We start from the raw sequence: 22,223 nt of genomic DNA, 5'->3' as shown, positions 1-22,223 counted from the left end.
GATATCGGCCATTCCGTCCATAACTTGAATTAATCCCAACAATTCATTCACTGTCGCCAGGGGAGTCCCGCTTGCCGGCTCGAAACGGAGCCGCCAGGGGGCTGAGAGGGCCTAGCGCTGACCCTGGAACCTGATCCGGTTCATACCGGCGGAGGAAGTGCGACATGCCTTACCTGACGTCTGCCGTGCTCGGCGCGGCGCTGCTCTGCTTTGCTTTTCTGGGTCTGCGGGCCCGCCGTGCCGATGGCCTCCTCGATGACTATGTGACCGCGCGCAACTCCCAGGGCGCCCAGGCTATCGGCCTGTCGTTCCTGGCCTCCAGCATGGGTGCCTGGATCCTCTTCGCGCCGCCGGAGATCGGTGCCTTTGTCGGCCCGGTGGCGCTGGCCGGCTACGCCATCGGCTCGTCGCTGCCGTTTCTGATACTGGGGCTCTACGGCCCTGCCATCCGACGCCACCTGCCGCAAGGGCGCAGCATCGGTGAGTTCGCCGAGGCCTGCTATGGCGGCGGGGTGCGGCGCTGGGTCTCCTTCGTTTCCGTGGCCTACATGGCCATCTTCCTGGCCGCCGAGCTGACCGCCATCGGCGCCATCGCCGCGCTGCTCTCCGATGTGCCGCCTTCGCTGGTGATCCTCGGCGTGGCGGTGGTCACACTGGTCTACACCACCCTGGGCGGCTTGAGGGCGAGCCTGGCCACTGATCGCTGGCAGGCCTGGTTGCTGCTGGCCCTGCTGGTGCTGGTCGGCGGCGTGGCCTGGTGGTGGCTGCCGCCCATGCCGGCCGGGGCCGTGATGCCGTCCATTCCCATCGGCAGCGCGCTCTCGGTGTCGCTGACCCTGGTGATCGCGGTCACCGCGGCCAACCTCTTCCACCAGGGCTACTGGCAGCGCATCTGGGCGGCCGAGGACGACCGTGCGCTGGGCCGCGGGGCGCTGCTGGGCGGGGCCAGCAGCCTGCTGGTGGTGATGGCCATCGGCGGGTTGGGCATCCTGGCGGCCATGCACGCCCTGCCGCTGGGCGAGCCGCCGATTCCTTTCTTCGCGCTGCTCTCCGCCGCGCCGGCCTGGCTGGGCCTGCCGGCTTTGGTGCTGGCGGTAACGCTGGTGGCCTCCAGCGTGGATACTCTGCAGAACGCGATCGCCTCCATGGCGGTGGCCAGCTCCGGGCGGCGTGGGCTCTCGGTACGCGCGGCGCGGCTGGTTACGGTGGCGCTGATGGCGCCGGTGGTATGGGTGGCCCTTCAGGGCTTCTCGGTGCTGCGGCTGTTCCTGATTGCCGACCTGCTCTGCGCCGCCATCGTGGTGCCGGTGCTGCTGGGCCTGTGGCGGCGCATGAGTCCGCTGGCGGCGGTCGCCGGCGGCGTGGCGGGCCTGCTCGGCGCGGTGCTGCCGGGCTGGATCGCGCAGGGCAGCCTGGCCGCCGGCGTGCTGGCGGCGAGCTTCCCCGACAGCATTCCGACCCTGGCGCCCTTCCTCGGTGCGCTGCTCGCTTCCACCCTGGCCAGCCTGCTGATCGCCTGGCTGCGCCCCGGGGCGAAATTTCACCTGGCAAGCAAGGGAGGCGCCTGATGACCACCCGTTCAGACTGGAACGCCTGGGCCGCCGGCCGTAAATCGGCGCACATCACCGACTGGCTGCGCGAGATCAGCGAGCCGGACTGGTCAGCGACCGTGAATCACCCGCTGTTCGACGCCCTGGCCGAGGGGCGGCTCGCGGGTGACGACTTTGCTGCCTATATGGTGCAGGACTACGGCTTCGTCGACCCCTTCACTGCGCTGATCGGCCACGCCATCGGCCAGGCGCCGAGCATGGCCGACCGCGTGGTGCTGGGGCAGTTCATGGGCATGCTGACCAGCGACGAGAACAGCACCTTCCAGCGCACCTTCGAGGCCTTCGATGTACCTGCGTCCCAGCGCGAGGCGCCGGATTATCTGCCGCAGACCCGGGCATTTCGCAAGCTGCTGCACGACACCGGCCAGGGCGGCGACTACGCCGAGATCCTGGCGGTGCTGGTGGTCACCGAGTGGGTCTATCTCGAGTGGGCGCTGCGCGTGACCCGTGTAGACGGGCTGCACCCGTTGATGGGGGAGTGGATCGATCTGCACGACAACCCCGCCTTTCAGGAGTTCGTGGCCTGGCTGCGCCAGCGCCTGGACGAGGAGGCGGCGGCGCTCGATGACACCGCCTTCGCCCGCATGGCCGAGCGTTTCCGCGATACCGTGGCGAAGGAGCGCGCCTTCCACGACGCCGTGCAGCCGCGCTGAGGCAGAGCGATCGCCGGGTGCACCTGCCTCCGCGGGGAGATCGGCGAGGGCAAGTCGAAGCTCAGTCGAGGAAAAGGTCGGCAGGCAGTCCGAAGTGCTGTGTCAGGGCCTTGATCTGGCGGACGTTCAGGTGCCGCTTGCCGGCAAGGATCTCGGAGATCACCGACTGGGTGCCGACCTCCGGCAGGCTCGACTGGTCGAGGCCATGCCACTGCATCAGGTGGCGGAGCATGTCGGTTCCCCTGACCTCCGGCATCGGACGGTGAGCGTCGTCGTACTCCTCGATGAGGTCGCCCATGTGTGAGGCGAGGCTCGCCAGGGGGTGCTCCTCGTCGTCTCCGATCAGTTCCAGCAGCTCATCGAGTGCCGCGACCAGGGCGTCGTAATCGTCTTCCGACTCCGGGGCATTGAGCAGGGGGGCCACGAAGCGCCAATGGGCTGCTGCCTGTTGGACAATGCTGGTCATGTTCACTCCTTCCAGTGGCCCTTGTCATATTCGGCGTGATCTAGGACGTGCTGGATGTAGATCTTCTTGAATCGGTAGTGCACCACGGCGATCAGGCGAATCTTGTTGCCGCCGATATCGAACACATGTTGCCTACCGATCTTGTCAGTGGCCGGGAACAGCGACTTCATCTCAGCGAAGCTACCGGGTTCACTCGACTTCATCAGTCGATACCAAGCATCCAGTGCCGATGTGGCCTGTGGCCATCTTTGCTTGGCTTCCCAGATGCGTTTCTGGGTAATGATATGCATGGGCAACCTTGTATCGCAACTTGCGATACAGCATAGCCGCCGCCTCGTCTTGTGGCAAGACATGGCGGTTTGGCATGGACAGCCGTCCTGTCTGCGGTCCACCCTCTCTCTATTACCCCCCTGAACAACGATAGAGGAAGCATCATGAGCGATACGCCCGAGGATCCGCGCCGCCGTTATTCCGCCCCGGTAGTGGATGGGGTCGGCAAGTCCGCCAGCCGCGCCATGCTGCGTGCGGTGGGCTTTACCGACGAGGATTTCAAGAAGCCCCAGGTGGGTATCGCCTCTACCTGGAGTAATCTCACGCCCTGCAACAGCCATATCCATACCCTTGCCGAGCGGGCCAGCGACGGCGCCGACGCGGCCGGCGGCAAGGGGGTGATCTTCAACACCATCACTATCTCCGACGGCATCGCCAACGGCACCGAGGGCATGAAGTACTCGCTGGTATCGCGGGAGGTGATCGCCGACTCCATCGAGACCGTGGCCGGCTGCGAGGGCTTCGATGGCCTGGTGGCCATCGGCGGCTGCGACAAGAACATGCCGGGCTGCCTGATGGGGCTGGCACGGCTCGACCGGCCCAGCGTGTTCGTCTACGGCGGCACCATTCTGCCCGGCGAGGGGCACACCGACATCGTCTCGGTGTTCGAGGCCGTGGGTGCCTACACCCGCGGAGACCTGGACCTGATCGAGGTGAAGCAGATCGAGGAGAAGGCGATTCCCGGCCCCGGCTCCTGCGGCGGCATGTACACCGCCAACACCATGGCGTCGGCCATCGAGGCGCTGGGCATGAGCCTGCCGGGCAGCTCGGTGCAGAATGCGGTGTCCCAGGAGAAGCGCGACGACTGCGAGGCCGCCGGTGCCGCGGTACTGGAACTGCTGGCGCGGGATATCAAGCCCTCGGACATCATGACCGGTGACGCCTTCGAGAACGCCATCACCGTGGTCATTGCCCTGGGGGGCTCCACCAATGCGGTGCTGCACCTGATCGCCATGGCCAACACCGTGGGGGTGCCGCTCTCGCTCGAGGACTTCACCGAAATCGGCAAGCGGGTGCCGGTGCTCGCCGACCTGCGCCCCAGCGGCCACTACATGATGAGCGAGCTGGTGGCGATCGGCGGCATCCAGCCGCTGATGAAGATGCTGCTCGATGCCGGGCTGCTGCATGGCGATTGCCTGACGGTCACCGGCCGGACGCTGGCCGAGAACCTGGCCGACGTGGCGCCCTATGCCGAGGGGCAGTCGATCATCGCACCGCTGTCGGCGCCACTGAAGGCCGAGAGCCACCTGCGGATCCTCTACGGCAACCTGGCGCCCGAAGGGGCCGTGGCCAAGATCACCGGCAAGGAGGGCACGCGCTTTACCGGCAGTGCGCGGGTGTTCGGCTCGGAGGAGGAGGCCCAGGCACGCATCAACGACGGCACCGTGGTGGCCGGTGACGTGGTGGTGATTCGCTACGAGGGGCCGAAGGGCGGACCCGGCATGCGCGAGATGCTCACCCCGACCTCGGCGATCATGGGCCGGGGGCTCGGCAACGACGTAGCGCTGATCACCGACGGGCGCTTCTCCGGCGGCAGCCATGGCTTCGTGGTGGGCCACGTGTCGCCCGAGGCCTTCGATGGCGGGCCGCTGGCGCTGGTCGAGAACGGCGACACCATCACCATCGATGCCGAGGCCAATACCATCGAGGTAGCGGTCGATGACGGCGAGATGCAGCGGCGTCGGGCCGCCTGGCGGCAGCCGGCACCGCGCTACACCCGCGGCGTATTGGCCAAGTACGCCAGGACGGTCAGCTCCGCCTCCACCGGCGCGGTGACCGACCTGGCGGAGTGAGCGTCTGGCTGTTGGAAGGCATCATCTGACAGCGCCCCCGCCGGTCTTCCGGCGGGGGCGCTTGCCCTTCGGGGTGGCAGGCCCATTACGGCTCGCTGCGGGCGGTGTGGCTCAGGTGCAGGTGGGCGCGCAGCCGACGGGCGAGGATATCCACCCCGATGTTGAGCAGCGCGGTGATCACGATCAGTACCATGGCGCGGTCGAAGCGTAGCTCCTGAATGGCGCTGTCGACGTAGAAGCCCAGGGTGGCGATGCCGAGAATCCCCAGTATCGCCGTCTCGCGCATGATGATCTCCCAGCGGTAGAAGAGCAGCGCCAGGAAGGGGCCGTAGACCCGTGGCGCCACCTCGTAGGCGTAGCGGTTCATGCCGGCCGGTGCGTCCTGGCGCAGGTGGATCTCATTGCTGCGGCGTCCGACCAGGTGGCCGATGATGCCGCCGTTGTGCAGTGCCAGGGCGACCACCGCCGGCAGCATCGAGGGCCCCCAGAGCTGCAGCAGGATGAAGGCCAGCAGGTACTCGGGGGTGGAGCGCATGACCACCAGCACGCCATGCCCCAGGGCACCGCGTACCCGGCCGGTGACGTGGCGCCCCGTGAAATGATGAGAGATCAGCGGGAACAGCGTCATCGCCAGCACGCCGGTGAGCACCAGGGCGATCTGGGTCAGCAGCAGCGTATTCCAGATGCCGGGCAGGGCTTGGCCCAGCAGCAGATCGCCGAACCAGGGCCAGAGGCCCTCCAGGCCCTCGCCGTTGCGCAGGGGGGCGGGCACGATGTCCTCGGTGAAGAAGCGCGAGACATTGCTCCACATGATCGGCAGCCCGGTACCCAGCAGGAAGGGGGAAGCCACCAGGTAGAGGGGCAGCAGCCGTGGCCGCGCCCACAGCCGCAGGCTGGCGATCAGGGCGTAGAAGAGCAACAGCAACGCGCCCACCGTGCCGTAGTGGCCCTGGGCGAAGGCGCCAGCCAGGTGAAACCCCAGGGTCGGCATGCCGACGAAGCCGATCACCGCACTGGAGCGCAGGCCGCACTCGAGCCGATAGGCGGTATAGCTGACCAGATGCGGCCAGGCCTGGCTGATGCGGGTATAGACCAGCGCCGAGAGCCGCCCGGCGCGCTGCGGCAGGGTGCGTTCCGGCTGCGGGTCGCATTCGTCGAGGATCTCGGCATAGACCTTGGCGAAGGTGCCGGCGTAGGGAATGGCGATGGCCAGTACGCCGGTGATCGGATGCAGGCCGAAGCTCTGCAGAAAGATCAGCGCCCAGAACAGCTCGTGGATGGCGCGGATGAAGGCGCAGAAGGTGCGCACCCAGACATGTTGGAAGAGCAGGGCCAGCAGCATGCCCGCCGCCGAGCCGAGCCCCACACCGACGAAGGCGAAGGCCACCGTGCGCAGCAGGGCCTCGCCAAGGAAGTCGACCCGGGAGAAGTCGGGCTGGATAAGCCCCATGAACAGACGCCCGAGCGCGTGCCAGGGGTCGTGGGTACTGATCTCGAAGTCGCCGAACAACAGGCACACCGCGGCCAGCAGGACCAGCCCCAGGGTAACGCGGCGTGTGGCGGTCAACGGCATCAGTAGAGCGGCAGCAGGTCGGTGGCGGCCAGGCGCTGGCTGGGCTGGTCGATGGCAATGGCGCCATCCTGGATGCCGATCACCCGCGTGCAGTAGCGCAGCGCCAGGTCCACGTCGTGCATGGCCAGTACCGCGGTGGGGTAGGCGTCGGTCAGGGCGGTCAGGGTTGCCTCGGAGAGAGGCCCGTCGAGTGCCGAGACTGGCTCATCGGCGAGCAGAATACCACCGCCCTGATGGATGACCCGCGCCACGGCGACGCGCTGTCGCTGCCCGCCGGAGAGTTCGCCGCAGGGCGTCCAGAGCTTGTCGTCCAGGCCGAGCCGGGCGAGCAGGGTGCGGACGTCCGTCACGTCACCTGGCCGCGGGCGCACCAGGGTCAGCAGGTTGCGCCACCAGGGGTGGCGGTCGAGTCGGCCCATATAGACGTTGTGGAACACCGAGAGTGTCGCCACGAGCCCCAGGTCCTGAGGCATCAGGGCGGCTTCCTGGTCGCGCCATCGGTCATACATCACCGACAGCAGCGTCGACTTGCCGGCACCGCTGCGACCCACCAGCGCCACGCGTTCGCCGGGTGCCAGCGTCAGGCTCACTGGCCCGAGCACGCGCACCTCGCCATAGGTGGCGACGGCATCCTGCAGCGCCAGCGTGGTCATCAGTCGAGCAGCCCCAGGGATTGCGCGACCTCGAGAATTTCCTGGTAGTCCTCATTCACGGCCGGGATGAAGCCCGCGCGGGGAAAGCTGGCCAGCAGGTCGGGGTCATCCATGTCGAGCAGCGCTTGCTGCAGGCGTTCGGTGAAACCATCACCGAATCGCTCATCGACGTCGCCACGTACGGTCCACTGATAGTCGGGGTAGGGCGGGGTCTCCCAGATCACCTGGACCCGGTCGGGGTCGATGTTGCCCGCCTCGAGCTCGTTCTCCCACGCCTTGTAGCTGACTACGCCGGCCTGGTAGGCGCCGGATTGCACCACCGAGATGGTACGGCTGTGGTTGCCGCTGAAGCCGACCCGGGTAAACAGCTCGTTGGGCGAGGCGCCGAGGTGCTCGCGCAGGAAATACTCCGGCAGCAGGCGCCCGGAGGTCGAACTCTGGGAGCCGAAGCTGAAGGTCAGGTCGCGCAGCCCCTCGGGGGCGGTGTCGCTGTCGTGGGGTTCGAGGCCGGTGGCCTGATTGGCGATGAAGTAGCTCTTGTACTCGGGGTCCTCCACGCCCTGGGCGATGGCGCGGGAGCCCGGCACCAGCTGGCGTGCCTGCACGCCGGTGAAACCGCCGAACCAGGCCAGCTGCACCTGGTTGTTGCGAAAGGCGGTGACCGAGGCGGCGTAGGAGGTGACCGGAATGAAGCGCACCTCGACGTCGAGCGTCTCGGCGAGGTAGTCGGCCACGGCCTGGAAGCGCTGCTGTAGCCGTGTCTCATCCTCGTCGGGGATGGCGGTGAAGACCAGGGTCTGGGCCACGGCCAGGGAGGGCGTGACGAGCGTGACGAGTAGCAGGGCAAAAGCAGGCAACAGGCGTTGGAACATTGTGGGGCGTCCTTGTAGGGGAGTGGCCAACCGAGAATACCTTGGCTTGTAGAGCATAGAGCCCGGGTAACCGGAACGGGGCATGATACCGAAAATCTGCCTTTTATCTCTTCTCAGAGCGCACAGGTACGAAACCCCGCCAGGATGTCCCGGCGCTCCGGGGTGAAGAAATTACGGTAGCCGTTATGGATCAGCCGCCCCCGGGTGGCCCAGGCCCCGCCACGCAGCACGTAGCGGCCCTCCTTGAACCAGGGCGCCGAGTAGTCGTGATAGAGCTCGGGCTCGAAGCCCGGGAAGGGAGCGAAAGGCGAGGCCGTCCATTCCCAGACGTTGCCCAGCATCTGACGGCAGCCGAAGGCGCTGTCGCCATCGGGCAGTGCCGCCACCTCCAGCGGTGCCAAGCACCAGCCGTCCAGGTTGGCAAGCCGGGCATCCGGCAGCGTGTCGCCCCAGGGGAAGCGCCGCTTGTCTGGGGCGAGTGACGCACCGTTGGCTGATGGCTCGCGGCTGGCGGCGACCTCCCATTCGGCTTCGCTGGGCAGGCGACGACCGGCCCAGCGACACCAGGCCTCGGCCTCGAACCAGCTCACATGCACCACCGGCTGATGGGCGGCCTGCGGCAGCCAGCGGTCGAAGCGGCGCTCCTCCCAGCGGCCGTTGGCGTCCCGACGCCAGTAGACGGGCGCCTGCCGCTCCTGTTGTTGGCACCATCGCCAGCCGGCCTCGCTCCACAGCTCGCGTCGCGTATAGCCGCCGTCGTCGACAAAGGGGGCGAACTCGGCGTTGGTCACCGCCGCCTTGGCGATCGAGAAGGGTGCTACCTCGACATCCATGGGCGGCTTCTCGTTGTCGAACCGGAAGGGAATGCTTTCGTCGGAGCCGAGCAGATGGCGACCGCCGGGGATGGCGGCATCGCCTGGCAGCGCACCGGCAGGAGGCCCGGTGCCGGGCGCAGCGGTGGCATCGCCATCTGGTGGCGTGCCCAGGTCGGGGGCCGGGTCGCCAAGGGTCTGGCGGGTGTAGAGGAAGGCCTCGCCGTGCATGTCCTCGTGCAGGGTGGTGAGCTGGTAGACATAGCTCTGGGCCGAGCTGGCCTCGCCGTCGGGCAGGCGTTCGAGCATGGCCTGCTGGACCCGCGACAGGTACGCCAGGGTCTGCTCCCGTGACGGAAGCGGTAGCGACCAACGGTCGTCATGGGCGATGCTGCTGGAATCGAACAGCCGCTCGGCCTCGGCGAGCTGGTAGTCGGGCAGGCCAAAGAGGCCGCGCAGGGCGAAATGGTCGTGGAAGTAGCCCAGGTGGCCCAGCTCCCACAGCGGTGGATTGACGATCGCCAGCCGCGGGCCGAGTTCGCGGGCCTCCAGGGTGTCCTGCATCAGCGCCAGGCTGCGCTCGCGGGCATCGGTGAGCATCACCGCCAGCGCATCGGCGGGTTGCGGGGGTGTCGAAGGCGTCTGGATCATGCCGACCTCGTCGAAGTGGAGCGTTCAGGGAGCAAGGATAGTAGTTAGTGCGGATAGTGAAGAAAGGATAGTGGAGTACGGGCAGTGGGGTATGGATAGTGGGGCATGGATAGGGAGTCGAAATAGTGTTGAAGGTAGCGCTGATCACGCCGGCGCGTCGAGGTTCTCATGCCGGCAACCGGACCACGGCCACCCGCTGGGCGGGGCTGCTGCACGAACTGGGCTGTCGCGTGCGCATTGCACAGTCCGACGTGGAAGCCGATGGCTGTCGCCTGGACGGCCAGCCGCCGGATCTGGTGCTGGCACTGCATGCGGTGCGCAGCCACGCCGCTATTCGCGCCTGTCGTGCCGCCTTTCCGGCATGCCCGCTGGTGGTGGTGCTGACGGGAACCGACGTCTACCGCTTCCAGCATAGCGACCCCGAGGTGTTTCTCGACAGCCTCGCCGCCAGCGACGCCCTTATCGGCCTGCATGACTGCCTGGCCGAGGACCTGCCGCCGCGCTTCCTGTCGCGCCTGCATGTCGTCCACCAGTCGGCCCTGCCCCTGCCGCCCCGTGCCCCGGGGCCCATCCGTCGCCGTTTCGAGGTGCTGGTCGCCGGGCACCTGCGCGAGGAGAAGGACTCGCTGCGCGCGGCCCTGGCCGTGCGTGACCTCCCGGCGGAATCGCGGTTGCGTGTGGTGCAGCTCGGTGGCGCCCATAGCCCCGACTGGGCCGAGGCCGCCCGCGAGGAGATGGCCTGCAACGAGCGTTACCGCTGGCTCGGCGACCTGCCCCGCTGGCGGGTGCGCCAGTGGATGGCCCGGGCACGGCTGATGGTGATCAGCTCCCGCATGGAAGGGGGCGCCAATGTGGTCAGCGAGGCCTGCGTGGCCGGCCTGTCGGTGGTGGCCTCCGATATTCCAGGAAACCGTGGGCTGCTGGGGGACGACTACGTCGGCCATTTCCCGGTGGCCGACACCGCGGCCCTGAGGACCCTGTTGCGCCGCGCCGAGGCCGAACCGGCCTTCGTCGACCGGCTGCGCCGGCAGGTGCTGGCGCGGGCGCCGCTGTTCAGCCCCGCGGCCGAGCGGGAGGCGCTGGCGCGGGTCATTACCGCCTGCGGGCTAAACGTCGTCTGACTGGTGTTCTCCCGGGGCAGGCCTTCGCAAAGGCGCTGTGAACCCTTCCCTGGGCGCTACATTCGCCATCCATGGCGAATGACCTTTGCTGCGACCTGCCCCGGTAGAGTCTCCGCCCACTGACGGGGGTGTAAAACATGCGCTTGCCCTCACCCCTTTAGATGGATGGGTTCCAGGGCGGCGCCGGGCTCGAGGACGCGGCCGATGATGGCGGCCCGGTCGTAGCCCTGGGCGTGCAGGGCCGCGAGGCAGGACTCGGCGCGTTCGGCGGGCACGCTGGCCAGCAGGCCGCCGGCGGTCTGGGGGTCGAACAGCAGCGGATAGCGGGGGTGGTCGACCCAGGCGGCCTGGTCGTGGATGGCTCGGCGCAGGCGCACGTTGGCGGGCTGCAGGGAGCTCAGGATGCCGGCGGCGACGGTCTCCTCGGCGCCCTCGAGCAGTGGCAGCGCCGTCAGGTCGAGTTCGGCATCCATCTCCGATGGGCGTGTCATCTCGACCAGGTGCCCCAGCAGGCCGAAACCGGTGAGGTCGGTGCAGGCGGTGGCGCCGTGCTCGCGCAGGCAGCTCGCCCCCTGCCGGTTGGACTGGCACATGCTCTCCAGGGCGGCATCGATCCAGCGCCCACGGGCACCGAGCCGGGCATGGGCGGCGAACAGGGTGCCGGTGCCGATGGGCTTGGTCAGGATCAGCACCTGGCCCGGTTGCAGGCCGCCTTTCGTCAGGGCGCTATCGGCACCTGCGTCGATCAGGCCGTTGACGGCAAACCCCAGGGCCAGCTCGCTGCCCTCGCCGGTGTGCCCTCCGACCAGGGCGCAGCCGGCCTCGTTGAGTACCTCAACGGCGCCACGCATCATCTGGTAGACGGTGTCCTCGACCTTGGACTCGAGCCCCTGGGGCACCGTGGCCACGGCGGTGGCGGTCTGGGCCTCGGCGCCCATGGCGAAGATATCGCCCAGGGCGTGATTGGCGGCGACCTTGCCGAACACATAGGGGTCGTCGATGAAGGCGCGGAAGAAGTCGACGGTATGCACCACGTCCTTGCCCGGCGGTACCCGTACCACGGCGGCATCGTCCGGGGCGTGAAGGCCCACCAGCACCTCGTCCCGCTCCACCGGCTGCAGGGTCGAGAGGGCACGTGAGAGCACCGAGGCGCCGACCTTGGCGCCACAGCCGCCGCAGCGCATGGCGATGGCCGAGATCGCCTGGGCGTTCTCCTCCTCGTTCAGCGCCACGCGGCTGGCCCGGGGCGCCCGCATAGCGCCTTCTTCCATCGGCGGCAAGTCGTTGAACTTGGACATGAAACGCCGATCGATGCCGTCCTTCCAGCGCCACACCCAGTCGCCGGCGAGAAAGAGCCCGCCGCGGGAGGCCACGGCATGGCGGTCGCCGGTGCTGATCAGCGCCAGCCACTTGGCCTGGGGGCGGTAAGGCGACAGGGTGCGGCCGGTCACGGCGGCGCGCAGGTTGTCGGCTAGTGGTCGCCCCTGGCGCACGGCGAAGACCCCGGCCTTCTCGCGGGGATGGTTGACCTGGCTGGCGATATCGCCAGCGGCGAAGATGCGCGGGTCGGAGAGTGACTGCAGGGTGTCGCCGACCTGGATGAAGCCGTCGTCGTCGAGTGCCAGGCGGGTGTCGCGCAGCCAGGCGGCCCCGCCGGCATTGGTGACCCAGACGATCTCGTCGGCGGCGTGCCAGTTGCCGTCGGCGGTCTGCAGCCGGCCCGCCTCGACAGCGACCACGTCGGTGGCGGTGTGCACCTCGACGCCGCGGTTCTTGAGGGTGGCCTGGAAGTGGGTGCGCACCCGTGGGTTGTGGGTCGGCAGGATCTGCGCGCCACGGGTGAAGAGGGAAAAGCGCAGCTCGTTCGGGTCGCGGTCCAGGGCGGTGAGTTCGTTACTCAGCCGGTACTGCATGGCCAGCAGCAGTTCGACGCCGCCGGCGCCGCCGCCGACCACCGCGACACGGGTCTGGCCGGGGTGGTGCCCGGTGTGTGGGTGCGAGAGACGCTCGAGCAGCATCTGCCAGCGGTCGTTGAACTGATGGATCGGCTTGACCGGGACCGCATGCTCGCCGGCACCGCTGACCGAATTCACGCTGGGAGTCGAGCCGATATTGATCGACATCCAGTCATAGGGTACCGGAGGGCGTGAGCGGCAGAGGACGGTCTGCGCATCGTGGTCGATGCCGATGCCCTCGTCGCGGAAGAAGCGTGCCCCGGCGTATTCCGCCAGTCGCCGCAGGTCGATATGCACGTCATCGTAGCGATAGTGGCCGGCAACGTAGCCCGGCAGCATGCCCGAGTAGGGCGTATGGGTGTCGCGGCAGATCATGGTGAGCCTGACGCCAGGTTCGGGTTTCATGGCGAAGCGCTTCAGCACCCCCACGTGGGTGTGCCCACCGCCGACGAGGACGATATCCCGTAACACTGGTAACCCCAGGGTCTGCTGCGGTTGCTGCATGGTCAGGCTCGCTCTAGATTGAAGAGGCAGTGGGGATGAGGCAACGGCGTAGCCGCCACAGTCTAAAGGCAAATCGATGGTACAACGCCATCCCCGAGGTCGGCGTGTTGTCGAGCCCTGCCAAAACCGTTCGCCAGCGAGGGTAAGCGATGTCCACTGCAGTGCGTTTCCACGACCAGCATGTCGACGAGACAGGGCCGTCGTTTCGCGACGACGTGATCGCCGGGCTGGGCCGCTCTCCCAAGGCCTTGTCACCCAAGTATTTCTACGATGAGCAGGGTTCCCTGCTGTTCGAGTCGATCTGCCGCCAGCCCGAGTACTACCTGACCCGCACCGAGGAGGGCATCCTGGCCGCGGCCGCCGAGGAGATCGCGGCACTGGTAGGGCCGGAGTCGCTGCTGGTCGAGCTGGGCAGCGGGGCCAGCCGCAAGGTGCGCCTGCTGCTCGAGGCGATGCGTCCGACTCGTTACCTGGGGGTGGATATCTCCCGCGATTTCCTGCTCCAGAGCACCCGCCGCCTGGCGGCCGACTACCCCTGGCTCGAGGTGCATGCCGCCTGGGCAGATTTTTCCGAGCACCTGCGCTTGCCGGCAGGTGTCGAGGGGAGGCGGGTGGTGGCCTTCTTTCCCGGCTCGAGCATCGGCAATTTTGCACCGGCCGAGGCCGAAGCCTTTCTCGCTGAGCTGCGCCGGGCGTTGCCCAGGGGCAGCGGGGTTCTGATCGGCGTCGACCTGGTCAAGGATCACGATCTCCTCGAAGCGGCCTACAACGATGCCGCCGGGGTTACGGCGGCCTTCAACCTCAACCTGCTGGAGCGCATGCGCCGGGAACTGGGCGCCACGGTGGAGCCGGGCAACTTCCGTCATCGGGCCTTCTTCGATGTCGAAGTATCGCGCATCGAGATGCATCTGGTCAGCGAGAGTCGGCAGGCATTCATCGTTGACGACCACCACTTCGAGTTCGCGCCGGACGAGACGCTGCATACCGAGAATTCCTATAAGTACAGCCGCGAGGGCTTCCGGGCGTTGGCCAGGCGAGCCGGGTATCGGCCGGACGCGGCCTGGTGTGATGCCGAGGGACTGTTCAGCGTGCACTATCTGTCGCATGACTGACGCTGCGAATGACGGAACGGCCTGTGTGCATCTCGCCCTGCCGCCAATGAGCCTGTCTTTAGACGACAACGCCATATACGACAACGCCATATACGACAACGCCCGGTCGTGGTGACCGGGCGTTGCGAAGTGCGTTCTGGGTAGGGCGCTGGTTAGTGCGGGGCGCCTTCCGGGTTGATGGTGCGATAGAGAAGGCGCAGCTCATCCAGTGAAAGGTGCTCCAGACGCCCAGCCAGCAAATCACTGATTTTCTGTGTCGGCAACCCGGCTCGGCGAGCTATCTCGCGGCAACCCAAGTCTGATACGGCGATCAGCCGAGTCACGATGCGCATGAGGCGCGTACGTCTTTCCAAATCCCTGACGTCGAGGTCAGGGCAACTTCGCGGAGGGTCGAGAAAGTCCGCGCCTGTCGTGCGATATGCCGTACTCATGATGCTCCAATGGGCGATTGCGACAGGTACATCATGGGGGCTTTTTAGGGTTTTTGCCAGTCTCGTTTCGATGGGTATTTTTCATGTCAGTCGAGGGAGCGTAGAGCACCGTTCATGGAGGAGAGCAGGGGGACTTTCCGTAGGACTATCTTGGAGGAATTGAAGAAACTTTGCCGGAACGTAGAAAGTAGAGAGTGGCTACCCTATAGGTGGCGTGCTAGCTTTCTGATGTGCCTGGTTTCGTCGGGCAGCGCGTTTGCGCAGGTTCAACAATCACAAGCAGTCCGGTTTCAGGACGGAGGAATTCCATGCGAGCACTCAAGTATGCAGTGGCAGCCTCGCTGCTGGTCACAGCACCCATGTCAGTAGCCCAGCAGCTTTCTATCGCCACTGGTGGTACCGGTGGTACGTACTATCCCTATGGTGGTGGCTTGGCAGAGCTGATCAACAATCATATCGAGGGCGCTAGCGCCGTAGCCGAGGTGACGGGTGCTTCCGTGGAGAACATGGGACTGGTATGGCGTGGCGACTCCGATGTTGCACTGGCCCTGGCCGATACCGTCTTCCAGGCCTATAGCGGTACCGGGGACTTCGAGGGCCGCCAGCTCGAAAATATTCGCGCCCTGGCTTCGATTTACCCCAACGCGGTGCAGTTGGTTACGCTGGCCGACTCCGATGTGCATACACTGGCCGATCTCGAGGGTAAGCGAGTCTCTGTGGGTGCCCCGGGCAGCGGTACCGAGCTCAATGCTCGCGCCCTCCTGGAAGCCAACGGCATCAGCTACGATGACTTCACACCCCAGCGCCTCAATTTCAATGAGACCGCCGATGCCATCCGCGATGGCGACATCGATGCCGGTTTCTGGAGCGTGGGCCCGCCCACCAGCTCGATCCTCAACTTGGCGACCACGCGTGACATTCGCCTGGTCGGTTTCTCCGACGAAGAAATCGAGAATGCGCGTGAAGCCGAGCCGACTTTTGCGGCCTACGAGCTTCGGGCCGGTCTCTACGAGGGCATGGACGAGGCAGTCCAGACCATCAGCATCCCCAACGTGCTCGCTGTGAGCAGCGAACTGGATGATGAGATGGCCTATCAGATCACCAAGGTGCTGTTCGAGCGCACTGACGAGCTGATCGCCGTCCATCCGGCAGCCAACGACACCACCATCGAGTTCAGCGTCAACTCTACGCCGATTGCTTTCCACCCTGGTGCACTGCGCTACTACGAGGAAGCCGGTGCCGAGGTAGCAGACCACCAGCGGCCTGAATGACGCATCCTGTCGGGCACTGACGATGTGTGTCTCGATGACCCTCGAAAGTCGCCGTGCCCCCGGGCCGGCGACTTTCCGTACGTTGGTTCTTGGCCTGGCAGTGGCGACAATATCGATAACGGCTATGGCCGCTACCGACGAGCGGGCACGTCTCGAGGTGCGAGGCGAAGACGGTCGTCCTATCCTGGTGCTACCCATGCCGGAGGGCGAGCGCTGGTGCCTGGAGTGGAACCACTCCGTGACCGGCATTCGCGTACAGGACTGTTATCGCCACCTGGCAGGGAAGATGGTGCTCGAGCGAAGTCATCAGCCTGACTTTGCTGCAGGGCTGGGCCATGTGCCGGGAAGGGGGCGCCAGGTGTCTGATGGCCAGGGTGGCTATTGGATCGAAGATATCGACGAACCGGTACCCGGGAACCGTTATCGCCTTCGGGTCGGATCCCCGCAGGTAAACCATCGTCTGCTTTATGAGGAGCGTCGGCTGAGTATCAGTGACCAGGCCGCCGGCGAACGGGTGATCATTCACCTGCATTCCCCAACAATTCCTCCCTATTGAGGCGTGCATGAGCGACTCCAGTAATCCCCCCGTCACCACGCCCGGTGGCAGTGCCATCCAGCCACGACCGATACTCTGGCTGATTACGCTGGTGGCCGTGGCTCTCTCCCTGTTCCAGCTCTACTCTGCCGGCATTCAGCCGTTGGGACTGTTCTATCAGCGCACCATCCACCTGATGCTGATCATGCTGCTGGCGTTTTTGATCTTTCCGGTGTTCGGTCCCAGGCGCAAGCGCGGTGTGCTGGGCTGGATCATCGATGTGCTTTTCCTGGGCGGGGCATTGTTGACCGGCGGCTATCTGGTGCTCTTTCTCGACGAGATCATTTCCCGAGCCGGGTTCTGGAGCCAGACCGATATCCTTGTCGGCTGCATCGCCACTGTCACCGTGCTCGAGGCGAGCCGACGGGCGGTAGGGCTGGGCATGACCATCATCGGTCTCGTTGCTATTCTCTATGCCTTCGCCGGGCCACGCGGTGAGTTGCCTTGGCTGGGCCAGTTCCTGCCCGGCATTCTTGAACACCGTGGCTACAATATCGATCGGGTGGTGGGCCAGCTCTATCTCGGGCAGGAGGGTATCTTCGGCCTGCCGCTGGGTGTGGCGGCGACCTTCATCTTCGTTTTCGTGCTGTTTGGTGCCTTCCTGGAAAGCACCGGCGCCGGCAAGTTCTTCATCGATATGGCGTATGCTGCCACCGGACGTCAGCGGGGCGGACCGGCCAAGGCCGCGGTCATCGCCTCCGCCGGGATGGGGTCGATATCGGGCAGCGCCATCGCCAACGTGGTGACCACCGGGGCCTTCACCATCCCGCTGATGAAGCGCCTGGGCTACAAGCCGCACCAGGCCGGCGGCATCGAGGCCGCCGCTTCCACCGGTGGTCAGATCATGCCGCCGCTGATGGGCGCGGGGGCCTTTCTGATTGCCGAGTACACAGGAGTTCCCTACCTCGACGTGGTCAAGGTCAGCGTGCTGCCGGCCATCATGTACTTCGCCACCGTCTATCTCTTCGTGCATATCATCGCGCTGAAGCAGGGTATGCAGGGCATGCCACGCTCCGAGCTGCCGCAGATGCGTCAGGTGATGCGCGACGGCTGGCACTTCCTGCTACCACTTGGCGTGCTGGTCTGGCTGCTGGTGATGAACATGTCACCGATGCGAGTGGGCTTCTATGCGGTGATCACCATGGTCGTGGTGGCGGTGCTGCGCTACGCGGTGTGGTTCTTCTTCGTTGCCCCTCAGCAAGGCCAGAACGTCACCCTGGCGAGTACCGGGTTCATGATATGGGCTGGCTTCGTCAAGTTGATCGAGGGGCTGGAGCTGGGTGCACGCAATGCCGTGGCGGTGTCCATGGCCTGTGCCGTGGCGGGTATCATCGTCGGTATCGTGGGGCTCACCGGGCTGGGCCTGAAGTTTTCGGCAATGATGATGGCCTTCTCCGGTGGCAACCTGGTGCTGGCGCTGCTGATGGTGCTGCTGGCCAGCCTGGTGCTGGGCATGGGGCTGCCGGTCACCGCCAGCTATATCGTGCTGATCGTGCTGGTCGGCCCGGCGCTTACCGCCGAGTTCGGCGTGCCGCTGCTGATCGCCCACCTGGTGGTGTTCTGGTACTCCCAGGACTCCAACGTGACGCCACCCATCGCCCTGGCGGGCTTCGCCGGGGCGGCCATCGCCGGTAGCAAGCCGATGGAAACCGGCTTCCAGGCGTGGAAGTTCGCCAAGGGGCTCTACCTGATCCCGCTGTTCATGGTGTTCAACCCGGAGATCATCGTCGGCGGCCCGGTGCCGGTGGTGATATGGAACGGAGTGATCGCGATCCTGGCGCTGTGTGCCTTTGCCGCGGCACTGGAAGGGTATCTCTTCACACGCATGTCGTGGCTGACGCGCCTGGCCATCGTGCCGGCCATCGTGGCGGTGTTCTATCCCGACCTGAGCGCCGAGATTGCGGGCGTGGTGGTCATGGCACTTGCCATCGGTGGCAACTGGGTCGCCAATCGGCGGGAGTCGGCTGCCGCCGGTGTCCGCAGCGGTTGAGGGGCGCGGGCAGCCTGTTGTTCGAATGGTCAAGATGACGGCGCCTGCGGGCGCCGTTAGAATACCTGCCCTTCGCATTCCAGCACCATTTTTCGGGAGCCGCACATGCAGTCCAACGAGCAGCCACGCGTAGGCGTGATCATGGGGTCGACGTCCGACTGGCCGGTCATGGAGCACGCCGTGGCGATGCTCGAACGTCTGGGCGTGCCTTACGAGACCCGCGTGGTTTCCGCGCATCGTACGCCGGACCTGCTGTTCGACTACGCCAAGGGTGCAGCCGAGCGTGGCCTGCAGGTCATCGTCGCTGGCGCCGGCGGTGCGGCACACCTGCCGGGCATGGTGGCTTCGCAGACGGCGCTGCCGGTGCTTGGCGTGCCGGTGGAGTCCAAAGCGCTCAAGGGCCTGGATTCGCTGCTCTCCATCGCGCAGATGCCGGGCGGTATCGCCGTGGGGACCCTAGCCATCGGTAAGGCAGGCGCCACCAACGCCGGCCTGCTGGCGGCCCAGATCATCGGGCTACAGGACGAGACGGTGCGTGCCGCCGTCGAAGCCTTCCGCGCCGAGCAGACCCAGACAGTACTCGACAACCCCGACCCTCGCTCCGAATGAATCAGCGAGAGGAGAAATCGACATGAACATCGGCGTGCTTGGTGCCGGCCAACTCGGCCGCATGCTGGCCCTGGCTGGCTACCCGCTGGCCAACCGCTTCACCTTCCTCGATACCACCGGCCACCCCAGCGCGGGTATCGGCGAGGTGATGGTGTATACGGATCAGCACCATCTCGACGATTTCCTGGCCAAGGTGGACCTGGTCACCTATGAATTCGAACACCTGCCGGTGGCGCTGGTCCAGGCCATCGAGGAGGTCAGGCCGGTCTATCCTTCGAGCGAGGCGATCCGGGTCTGCCAGAACCGTGCCGAGGAGAAGGCGCTGTTCGACCGGCTCGGCATTCCCACCCCGGCCTATCGCCTGGTGGAGCATGCCGACGAGCTGGAGGCGGCGGCCCGGGAACTGGGCTGCCCGGTGGTGGCCAAATCGGTCACCGAAGGCTACGACGGCAAGGGACAGGCGGTGATTCGCGCCCCCGCCGAAGCCCATGACGCCTGGCGCTCGATCAACCACCCGAAACTTATCGTCGAGGCCTTCGTCGACTTCGTGCGCGAGGTGTCGATCATCGCCGTGCGCGGCCGCGACGGCGAAGTGGTCTTCTATCCTATGGCCGAAAACCTGCACGTGGACGGCATCCTGCGCTATTCGTTGGCGCCGATGCCGGACCTGGACGACAGTGTGCAGCAGACCGCGGATGGCTATATCCGCGCGCTGCTGGACGAGCTCGACTATGTGGGCGTGCTGACCCTGGAGCTGTTCCAGACCCGTGACGGTGAGCTGCTGGCCAACGAGATGGCGCCTCGCGTGCACAACTCCGGTCACTGGAGCATGAACGGTGCCGTGACCAGCCAGTTCGAGAACCACCTGCGTGCTATCCAGGGCCTGCCGCTGGGAGATACCGCCGCGCGCATGCCCACCTGCATGGTCAACGTGATCGGTCAGGAAGGTGACCCGGCGGCGATACTCGCCATTGGTGATGCTCACCTGCATCGCTACGACAAGAGCGAGCGCCCCGGGCGCAAGCTTGGCCACGTCAACCTGGTGGCGCCGACCCATGGCGCACTGATGGAGAAGGTGCGCACCTGCGCTGCATTGCTGCCTGACGCAGCGGAGCCACGCTTCAGCTTCGAGTAAGGGCGCGGTTCGGCACCACCGTTCGCCCATGCAGGCGGCCCCGCCAGATGGCAGGGCCGCTTGCGTTTTGCTTGCGTTTTGGTGGGGAGGTGGCGCGGATGTCAGCCGGTCTTGCGCTGGCTAATGATGCCGATCGCCCCCAGGGCGAGGCCGATGATCACCATTACAGCGATGACCCACAGCGGGCTGTAGAAGGTGGTATAGACCTCCCACCCCATCAGGCCGAGCACTGCGGAGAAGGCCGTGGTGGCGCCCACCAGATGGCCGCCCAGGGTGCCGGTGGCGGCGAACAGCAACCCCCCCACCAGCGCCAGGATCACCAGCACCCAGCGCCGGGCACCATCGAAGGCGGCATCACCGGCCCGCCATACCAGTGTGGTGAGCATGGTGAAGATGCCCAGCGACCAGAGCGCCATCAGAATATGGTTGCGCGCCAAGGGGCTTGCCAGGTTGGCCGCCATAGGCCAGATCAGGAAGCCGATGGTCAGGGTGGCCAGGGCGCCCAGCAGGCTCAGGACCAGTACCGGCAGTAGGGCGGCGCGGGAGAGTTCGGCGAGCCGGCCGGACAAGAAAGCGCCGACCAGAATCATCAGGGTGGCCAGCGCCCAGAACCCGATTGGGAAGTGAGAAAGCATGGCGTGAGTGCCGGTCATGAGCGGTCTCCTTGGCGAACCGGGCGGAAGGTGGGCAGCAGGGCGAGGGTCACGCCGAGCATGGCGATGAGGCCGGCGAGCAGGGTCATCCACCAGCGGGTAGTGATGGCGTCGTTGAATTCCATCTCCACCCCGTACAAGGCCAGTTGCTTCTCGCTGTGGCGGGGGCGCACCGGCTTGCCGGCGACGATGTCCTCGGCCCCGGCATGGGCGCGGCTGACCAGCAGCGGCCAATCGACCTGGCCGGGGTAGAAGAGCGTCATCTCGAACCAGTCGTCGGACCACTCGGGCGAGTTGCCTTGGAAGCGCGTGGCAGTGAGGTCGGCGTCGTCGCGTCCCATGCCCAGGGAGTAAGGGTGCGAGACCTTGTGCCAGCGCCCGCCGGTGGCGTCGCGGTGCACCGCGAAGGCCACCGAGTAGAGGCCCTGGTCGCGCAGGATCTTGTCATCCAGCGGGCTGCCGGTGTCCAGAGCCCTGGCCAGGGTCACGTCCCAGTAGCCGTCTGCCCAGCGGCCCTCGCCATGCACCCGGATGTCGCCGCGGGAGTCGGCCGGCTCCCGCAGCAGGCGCCGAGGGATCACGTCGCCTTCCTGCCAGTCATGGTCCGGGTCGAAGGGAACCGCGAAGGCCTCGGCCAGATAGTACTGGCTATCGAAGTCCAGAGCGCCGGACTCGATGTCTTCCCAGCGCATGGCGACACTGTCGGCGAGCTCCGGCGAGAACATCCACAGCGGCTCGCCGGCATCGCCGTCCCAGTTGGTGGAGTAGGAGCTACGGCCCTCATCGCCGCTGCGCGCTTCGCCGACCCACTGATCGTCGGAAACATCCAACGGGTTGGAGCGGTGGGCGCGCCAGTGCCAGAGGTCGAGGAAGTAGCCGGCCTCACGCTGGGCCTGGAGGGTTTCCGGCGCCTGGCGGCTGGCCCAGTCGCCCAGGTCCATGCGGGTCGCCGGTATCGATTTGGTAACCTCCTCCGGTGCTTCGTCGGTGAAGCCGGCGGCGCCGGCACCCACGGTCATGTAGCCACCGTAGCGGGCGAACTGCGGGACGCTGCCGTCGTCCATCAGCATTGCCACCCGGTCCTCGTGGAAGCCATCCGGATTGGGGCCCGGCATTCCGCTGCCCTTGCGGACCCACTGGTCGCCCTCACGCACCAGCACGTCGTGGAGGATGTGTGGTCGCTCGGCTGGCCAACGGTATCGGAAATAGACTTCATCGTCGCTGAAGGCGGCTTGCACCTGCAGCGGCATGGTCAGTTCGTCGGGAATCCAGATGTTGCGCTCGGGATCGTTCTCTACCACCCCGTTGCCCTGGGTGACCCAGGCCAGCCCGAGGGCAAACGGTAATCCGAGGACCAGCCAGTGGCCAGCGCCTTTGTCATGACTCACCATGTGATCTCCTGCATCATGAGGTAATTAGATGTTTCCTTGTGTC

At 66.3% G+C, this 22,223-nt stretch carries 20 protein-coding genes and 1 riboswitch; of the genes, 10 read left to right on the top strand and 10 right to left on the bottom strand.

Going from position 1 to position 22,223, the window contains the following annotated elements; translation table 11 throughout:
- The first annotated feature begins 48 nt into the window (after nt 1–48).
- Nucleotides 49–175: riboswitch (TPP riboswitch) on the top strand.
- Both DU490_RS09685 and DU490_RS09680 read left to right on the top strand, forming a co-directional pair.
- Nucleotides 165–1,568, top strand: a complete 1,404-nt coding sequence (locus tag DU490_RS09685; RefSeq protein WP_114574095.1) for a sodium:solute symporter family transporter — start codon at nt 165–167, stop codon at nt 1,566–1,568. (Overlaps the previous riboswitch by 11 nt.)
- On the top strand, nt 1,568–2,263 hold the full coding sequence (locus tag DU490_RS09680; protein WP_114574094.1) for a TenA family protein: 696 nt from the start codon (nt 1,568–1,570) through the stop codon (nt 2,261–2,263). The genes DU490_RS09685 and DU490_RS09680 overlap by 1 nt, the downstream gene beginning before the upstream one ends.
- A 61-nt stretch (nt 2,264–2,324) precedes the next feature.
- On the opposite strand, the gene DU490_RS09675 is transcribed toward DU490_RS09680, so the two are convergent.
- Nucleotides 2,325–2,729: a type II toxin-antitoxin system HigA family antitoxin gene (locus DU490_RS09675; RefSeq protein ID WP_114574093.1), complete on the bottom strand. Its 405-nt coding sequence runs from the start codon at nt 2,727–2,729 to the stop codon at nt 2,325–2,327.
- A gap of 2 nt (nt 2,730–2,731) precedes the next feature.
- Entirely contained in the window at nt 2,732–3,019 is a 288-nt protein-coding gene (locus DU490_RS09670) for a type II toxin-antitoxin system HigB family toxin (RefSeq protein WP_114574092.1), read from the bottom strand.
- A 144-nt stretch (nt 3,020–3,163) separates the two neighbouring features.
- Between DU490_RS09670 and ilvD the strand changes: the two genes are divergently transcribed.
- Nucleotides 3,164–4,852: a dihydroxy-acid dehydratase gene (gene ilvD, locus DU490_RS09665; RefSeq protein ID WP_114574091.1), complete on the top strand. Its 1,689-nt coding sequence runs from the start codon at nt 3,164–3,166 to the stop codon at nt 4,850–4,852.
- Nucleotides 4,853–4,937: 85 nt separating this feature from the next.
- On the opposite strand, the gene DU490_RS09660 is transcribed toward ilvD, so the two are convergent.
- The 4 genes from DU490_RS09660 to senA form a co-directional block, all read right to left on the bottom strand.
- Nucleotides 4,938–6,425, bottom strand: coding sequence for an ABC transporter permease (locus DU490_RS09660; RefSeq protein ID WP_114574090.1), 1,488 nt, complete (start codon nt 6,423–6,425; stop codon nt 4,938–4,940).
- Complete coding sequence (locus tag DU490_RS09655; RefSeq protein WP_114574089.1) at nt 6,425–7,078, bottom strand: ATP-binding cassette domain-containing protein; 654 nt, start codon at nt 7,076–7,078, stop codon at nt 6,425–6,427. Before DU490_RS09655 ends, DU490_RS09660 begins: the two co-directional genes overlap by 1 nt.
- The gene (locus tag DU490_RS09650; RefSeq protein ID WP_114574088.1) at nt 7,078–7,950 is read right to left on the bottom strand and encodes a putative selenate ABC transporter substrate-binding protein; all 873 of its coding nucleotides are present in this window, start codon (nt 7,948–7,950) and stop codon (nt 7,078–7,080) included. The genes DU490_RS09655 and DU490_RS09650 overlap by 1 nt, the downstream gene beginning before the upstream one ends.
- 113 nt (nt 7,951–8,063) lie before the next feature.
- A complete protein-coding gene (senA, locus tag DU490_RS09645) occupies nt 8,064–9,413 on the bottom strand; it encodes a selenoneine synthase SenA (protein ID WP_114574087.1) in 1,350 nt (449 codons plus the stop codon).
- Nucleotides 9,414–9,538: 125 nt separating this feature from the next.
- On the opposite strand from senA, the gene senB reads away from it, so the two are divergent.
- The gene (gene senB, locus DU490_RS09640) at nt 9,539–10,534 is read left to right on the top strand and encodes a selenoneine biosynthesis selenosugar synthase SenB (RefSeq protein ID WP_220270476.1); all 996 of its coding nucleotides are present in this window, start codon (nt 9,539–9,541) and stop codon (nt 10,532–10,534) included.
- 149 nt (nt 10,535–10,683) lie between these two features.
- On the opposite strand, the gene selD is transcribed toward senB, so the two are convergent.
- Nucleotides 10,684–12,993 (bottom strand): selenide, water dikinase SelD, encoded by a 2,310-nt coding sequence (gene selD, locus DU490_RS09635; RefSeq protein WP_114574086.1) that lies wholly within the window; start codon nt 12,991–12,993, stop codon nt 10,684–10,686.
- 149 nt (nt 12,994–13,142) lie between these two features.
- Here selD and egtD point away from each other — a divergent pair, with 149 nt between their 5' ends.
- A complete protein-coding gene (gene egtD / locus DU490_RS09630) occupies nt 13,143–14,105 on the top strand; it encodes an L-histidine N(alpha)-methyltransferase (RefSeq protein ID WP_114574085.1) in 963 nt (320 codons plus the stop codon).
- A gap of 152 nt (nt 14,106–14,257) precedes the next feature.
- On the opposite strand, the gene DU490_RS09625 is transcribed toward egtD, so the two are convergent.
- On the bottom strand, nt 14,258–14,536 hold the full coding sequence (locus DU490_RS09625) for an XRE family transcriptional regulator (RefSeq protein WP_114574084.1): 279 nt from the start codon (nt 14,534–14,536) through the stop codon (nt 14,258–14,260).
- Between the two features lie 308 nt (nt 14,537–14,844).
- Here DU490_RS09625 and DU490_RS09620 point away from each other — a divergent pair, with 308 nt between their 5' ends.
- The 5 genes from DU490_RS09620 to DU490_RS09600 all read left to right on the top strand — a co-directional run bounded on the left by DU490_RS09620 (nt 14,845) and on the right by DU490_RS09600 (nt 20,136).
- Nucleotides 14,845–15,807 (top strand): TAXI family TRAP transporter solute-binding subunit, encoded by a 963-nt coding sequence (locus tag DU490_RS09620; protein ID WP_114574083.1) that lies wholly within the window; start codon nt 14,845–14,847, stop codon nt 15,805–15,807.
- A gap of 34 nt (nt 15,808–15,841) precedes the next feature.
- A complete protein-coding gene (locus DU490_RS09615) occupies nt 15,842–16,363 on the top strand; it encodes a DUF1850 domain-containing protein (RefSeq protein WP_258801563.1) in 522 nt (173 codons plus the stop codon).
- Between the two features lie 7 nt (nt 16,364–16,370).
- Nucleotides 16,371–18,392, top strand: a complete 2,022-nt coding sequence (locus DU490_RS09610) for a TRAP transporter permease (protein ID WP_114574081.1) — start codon at nt 16,371–16,373, stop codon at nt 18,390–18,392.
- A 105-nt stretch (nt 18,393–18,497) separates the two neighbouring features.
- A complete protein-coding gene (gene purE, locus DU490_RS09605; protein ID WP_114574080.1) occupies nt 18,498–19,001 on the top strand; it encodes a 5-(carboxyamino)imidazole ribonucleotide mutase in 504 nt (167 codons plus the stop codon).
- Nucleotides 19,002–19,023: 22 nt separating this feature from the next.
- On the top strand, nt 19,024–20,136 hold the full coding sequence (locus tag DU490_RS09600; RefSeq protein WP_114574079.1) for a 5-(carboxyamino)imidazole ribonucleotide synthase: 1,113 nt from the start codon (nt 19,024–19,026) through the stop codon (nt 20,134–20,136).
- 101 nt (nt 20,137–20,237) lie between these two features.
- Here DU490_RS09600 and DU490_RS09595 read toward each other — a convergent pair whose 3' ends face one another.
- Nucleotides 20,238–20,789 (bottom strand): heme ABC transporter permease, encoded by a 552-nt coding sequence (locus DU490_RS09595; protein ID WP_114574078.1) that lies wholly within the window; start codon nt 20,787–20,789, stop codon nt 20,238–20,240.
- Nucleotides 20,786–22,180, bottom strand: a complete 1,395-nt coding sequence (locus DU490_RS09590) for an ethylbenzene dehydrogenase-related protein (protein ID WP_114574077.1) — start codon at nt 22,178–22,180, stop codon at nt 20,786–20,788. Before DU490_RS09590 ends, DU490_RS09595 begins: the two co-directional genes overlap by 4 nt.
- Nucleotides 22,181–22,223: the final 43 nt, after the last annotated feature.

Source organism: Halomonas sp. DQ26W, from assembly GCF_003339685.1.
In the GTDB taxonomy this organism is placed as follows: domain Bacteria; phylum Pseudomonadota; class Gammaproteobacteria; order Pseudomonadales; family Halomonadaceae; genus Halomonas.
This window is presented reverse-complemented; position numbering and strand designations above follow the sequence as displayed.

Bases quoted from the DNA above. Each gene is read 5' to 3' on its own strand.
- DU490_RS09685 (WP_114574095.1), top strand. From the start codon at position 165: ATGCCTTACCTGACGTCTGCCGTGCTCGGCGCGGCGCTGCTCTGCTTT.
- DU490_RS09680 (WP_114574094.1), top strand. From the start codon at position 1,568: ATGACCACCCGTTCAGACTGGAACGCCTGGGCCGCCGGCCGTAAATCG.
- DU490_RS09675 (WP_114574093.1), bottom strand. From the start codon at position 2,729: ATGACCAGCATTGTCCAACAGGCAGCAGCCCATTGGCGCTTCGTGGCC.
- DU490_RS09670 (WP_114574092.1), bottom strand. From the start codon at position 3,019: ATGCATATCATTACCCAGAAACGCATCTGGGAAGCCAAGCAAAGATGG.
- ilvD (WP_114574091.1), top strand. From the start codon at position 3,164: ATGAGCGATACGCCCGAGGATCCGCGCCGCCGTTATTCCGCCCCGGTA.
- DU490_RS09660 (WP_114574090.1), bottom strand. From the start codon at position 6,425: ATGCCGTTGACCGCCACACGCCGCGTTACCCTGGGGCTGGTCCTGCTG.
- DU490_RS09655 (WP_114574089.1), bottom strand. From the start codon at position 7,078: ATGACCACGCTGGCGCTGCAGGATGCCGTCGCCACCTATGGCGAGGTG.
- DU490_RS09650 (WP_114574088.1), bottom strand. From the start codon at position 7,950: ATGTTCCAACGCCTGTTGCCTGCTTTTGCCCTGCTACTCGTCACGCTC.
- senA (WP_114574087.1), bottom strand. From the start codon at position 9,413: ATGATCCAGACGCCTTCGACACCCCCGCAACCCGCCGATGCGCTGGCG.
- selD (WP_114574086.1), bottom strand. From the start codon at position 12,993: ATGCAGCAACCGCAGCAGACCCTGGGGTTACCAGTGTTACGGGATATC.
- egtD (WP_114574085.1), top strand. From the start codon at position 13,143: ATGTCCACTGCAGTGCGTTTCCACGACCAGCATGTCGACGAGACAGGG.
- DU490_RS09625 (WP_114574084.1), bottom strand. From the start codon at position 14,536: ATGAGTACGGCATATCGCACGACAGGCGCGGACTTTCTCGACCCTCCG.
- DU490_RS09620 (WP_114574083.1), top strand. From the start codon at position 14,845: ATGCGAGCACTCAAGTATGCAGTGGCAGCCTCGCTGCTGGTCACAGCA.
- DU490_RS09615 (WP_258801563.1), top strand. From the start codon at position 15,842: ATGACCCTCGAAAGTCGCCGTGCCCCCGGGCCGGCGACTTTCCGTACG.
- DU490_RS09610 (WP_114574081.1), top strand. From the start codon at position 16,371: ATGAGCGACTCCAGTAATCCCCCCGTCACCACGCCCGGTGGCAGTGCC.
- purE (WP_114574080.1), top strand. From the start codon at position 18,498: ATGCAGTCCAACGAGCAGCCACGCGTAGGCGTGATCATGGGGTCGACG.
- DU490_RS09600 (WP_114574079.1), top strand. From the start codon at position 19,024: ATGAACATCGGCGTGCTTGGTGCCGGCCAACTCGGCCGCATGCTGGCC.
- DU490_RS09595 (WP_114574078.1), bottom strand. From the start codon at position 20,789: ATGACCGGCACTCACGCCATGCTTTCTCACTTCCCAATCGGGTTCTGG.
- DU490_RS09590 (WP_114574077.1), bottom strand. From the start codon at position 22,180: ATGGTGAGTCATGACAAAGGCGCTGGCCACTGGCTGGTCCTCGGATTA.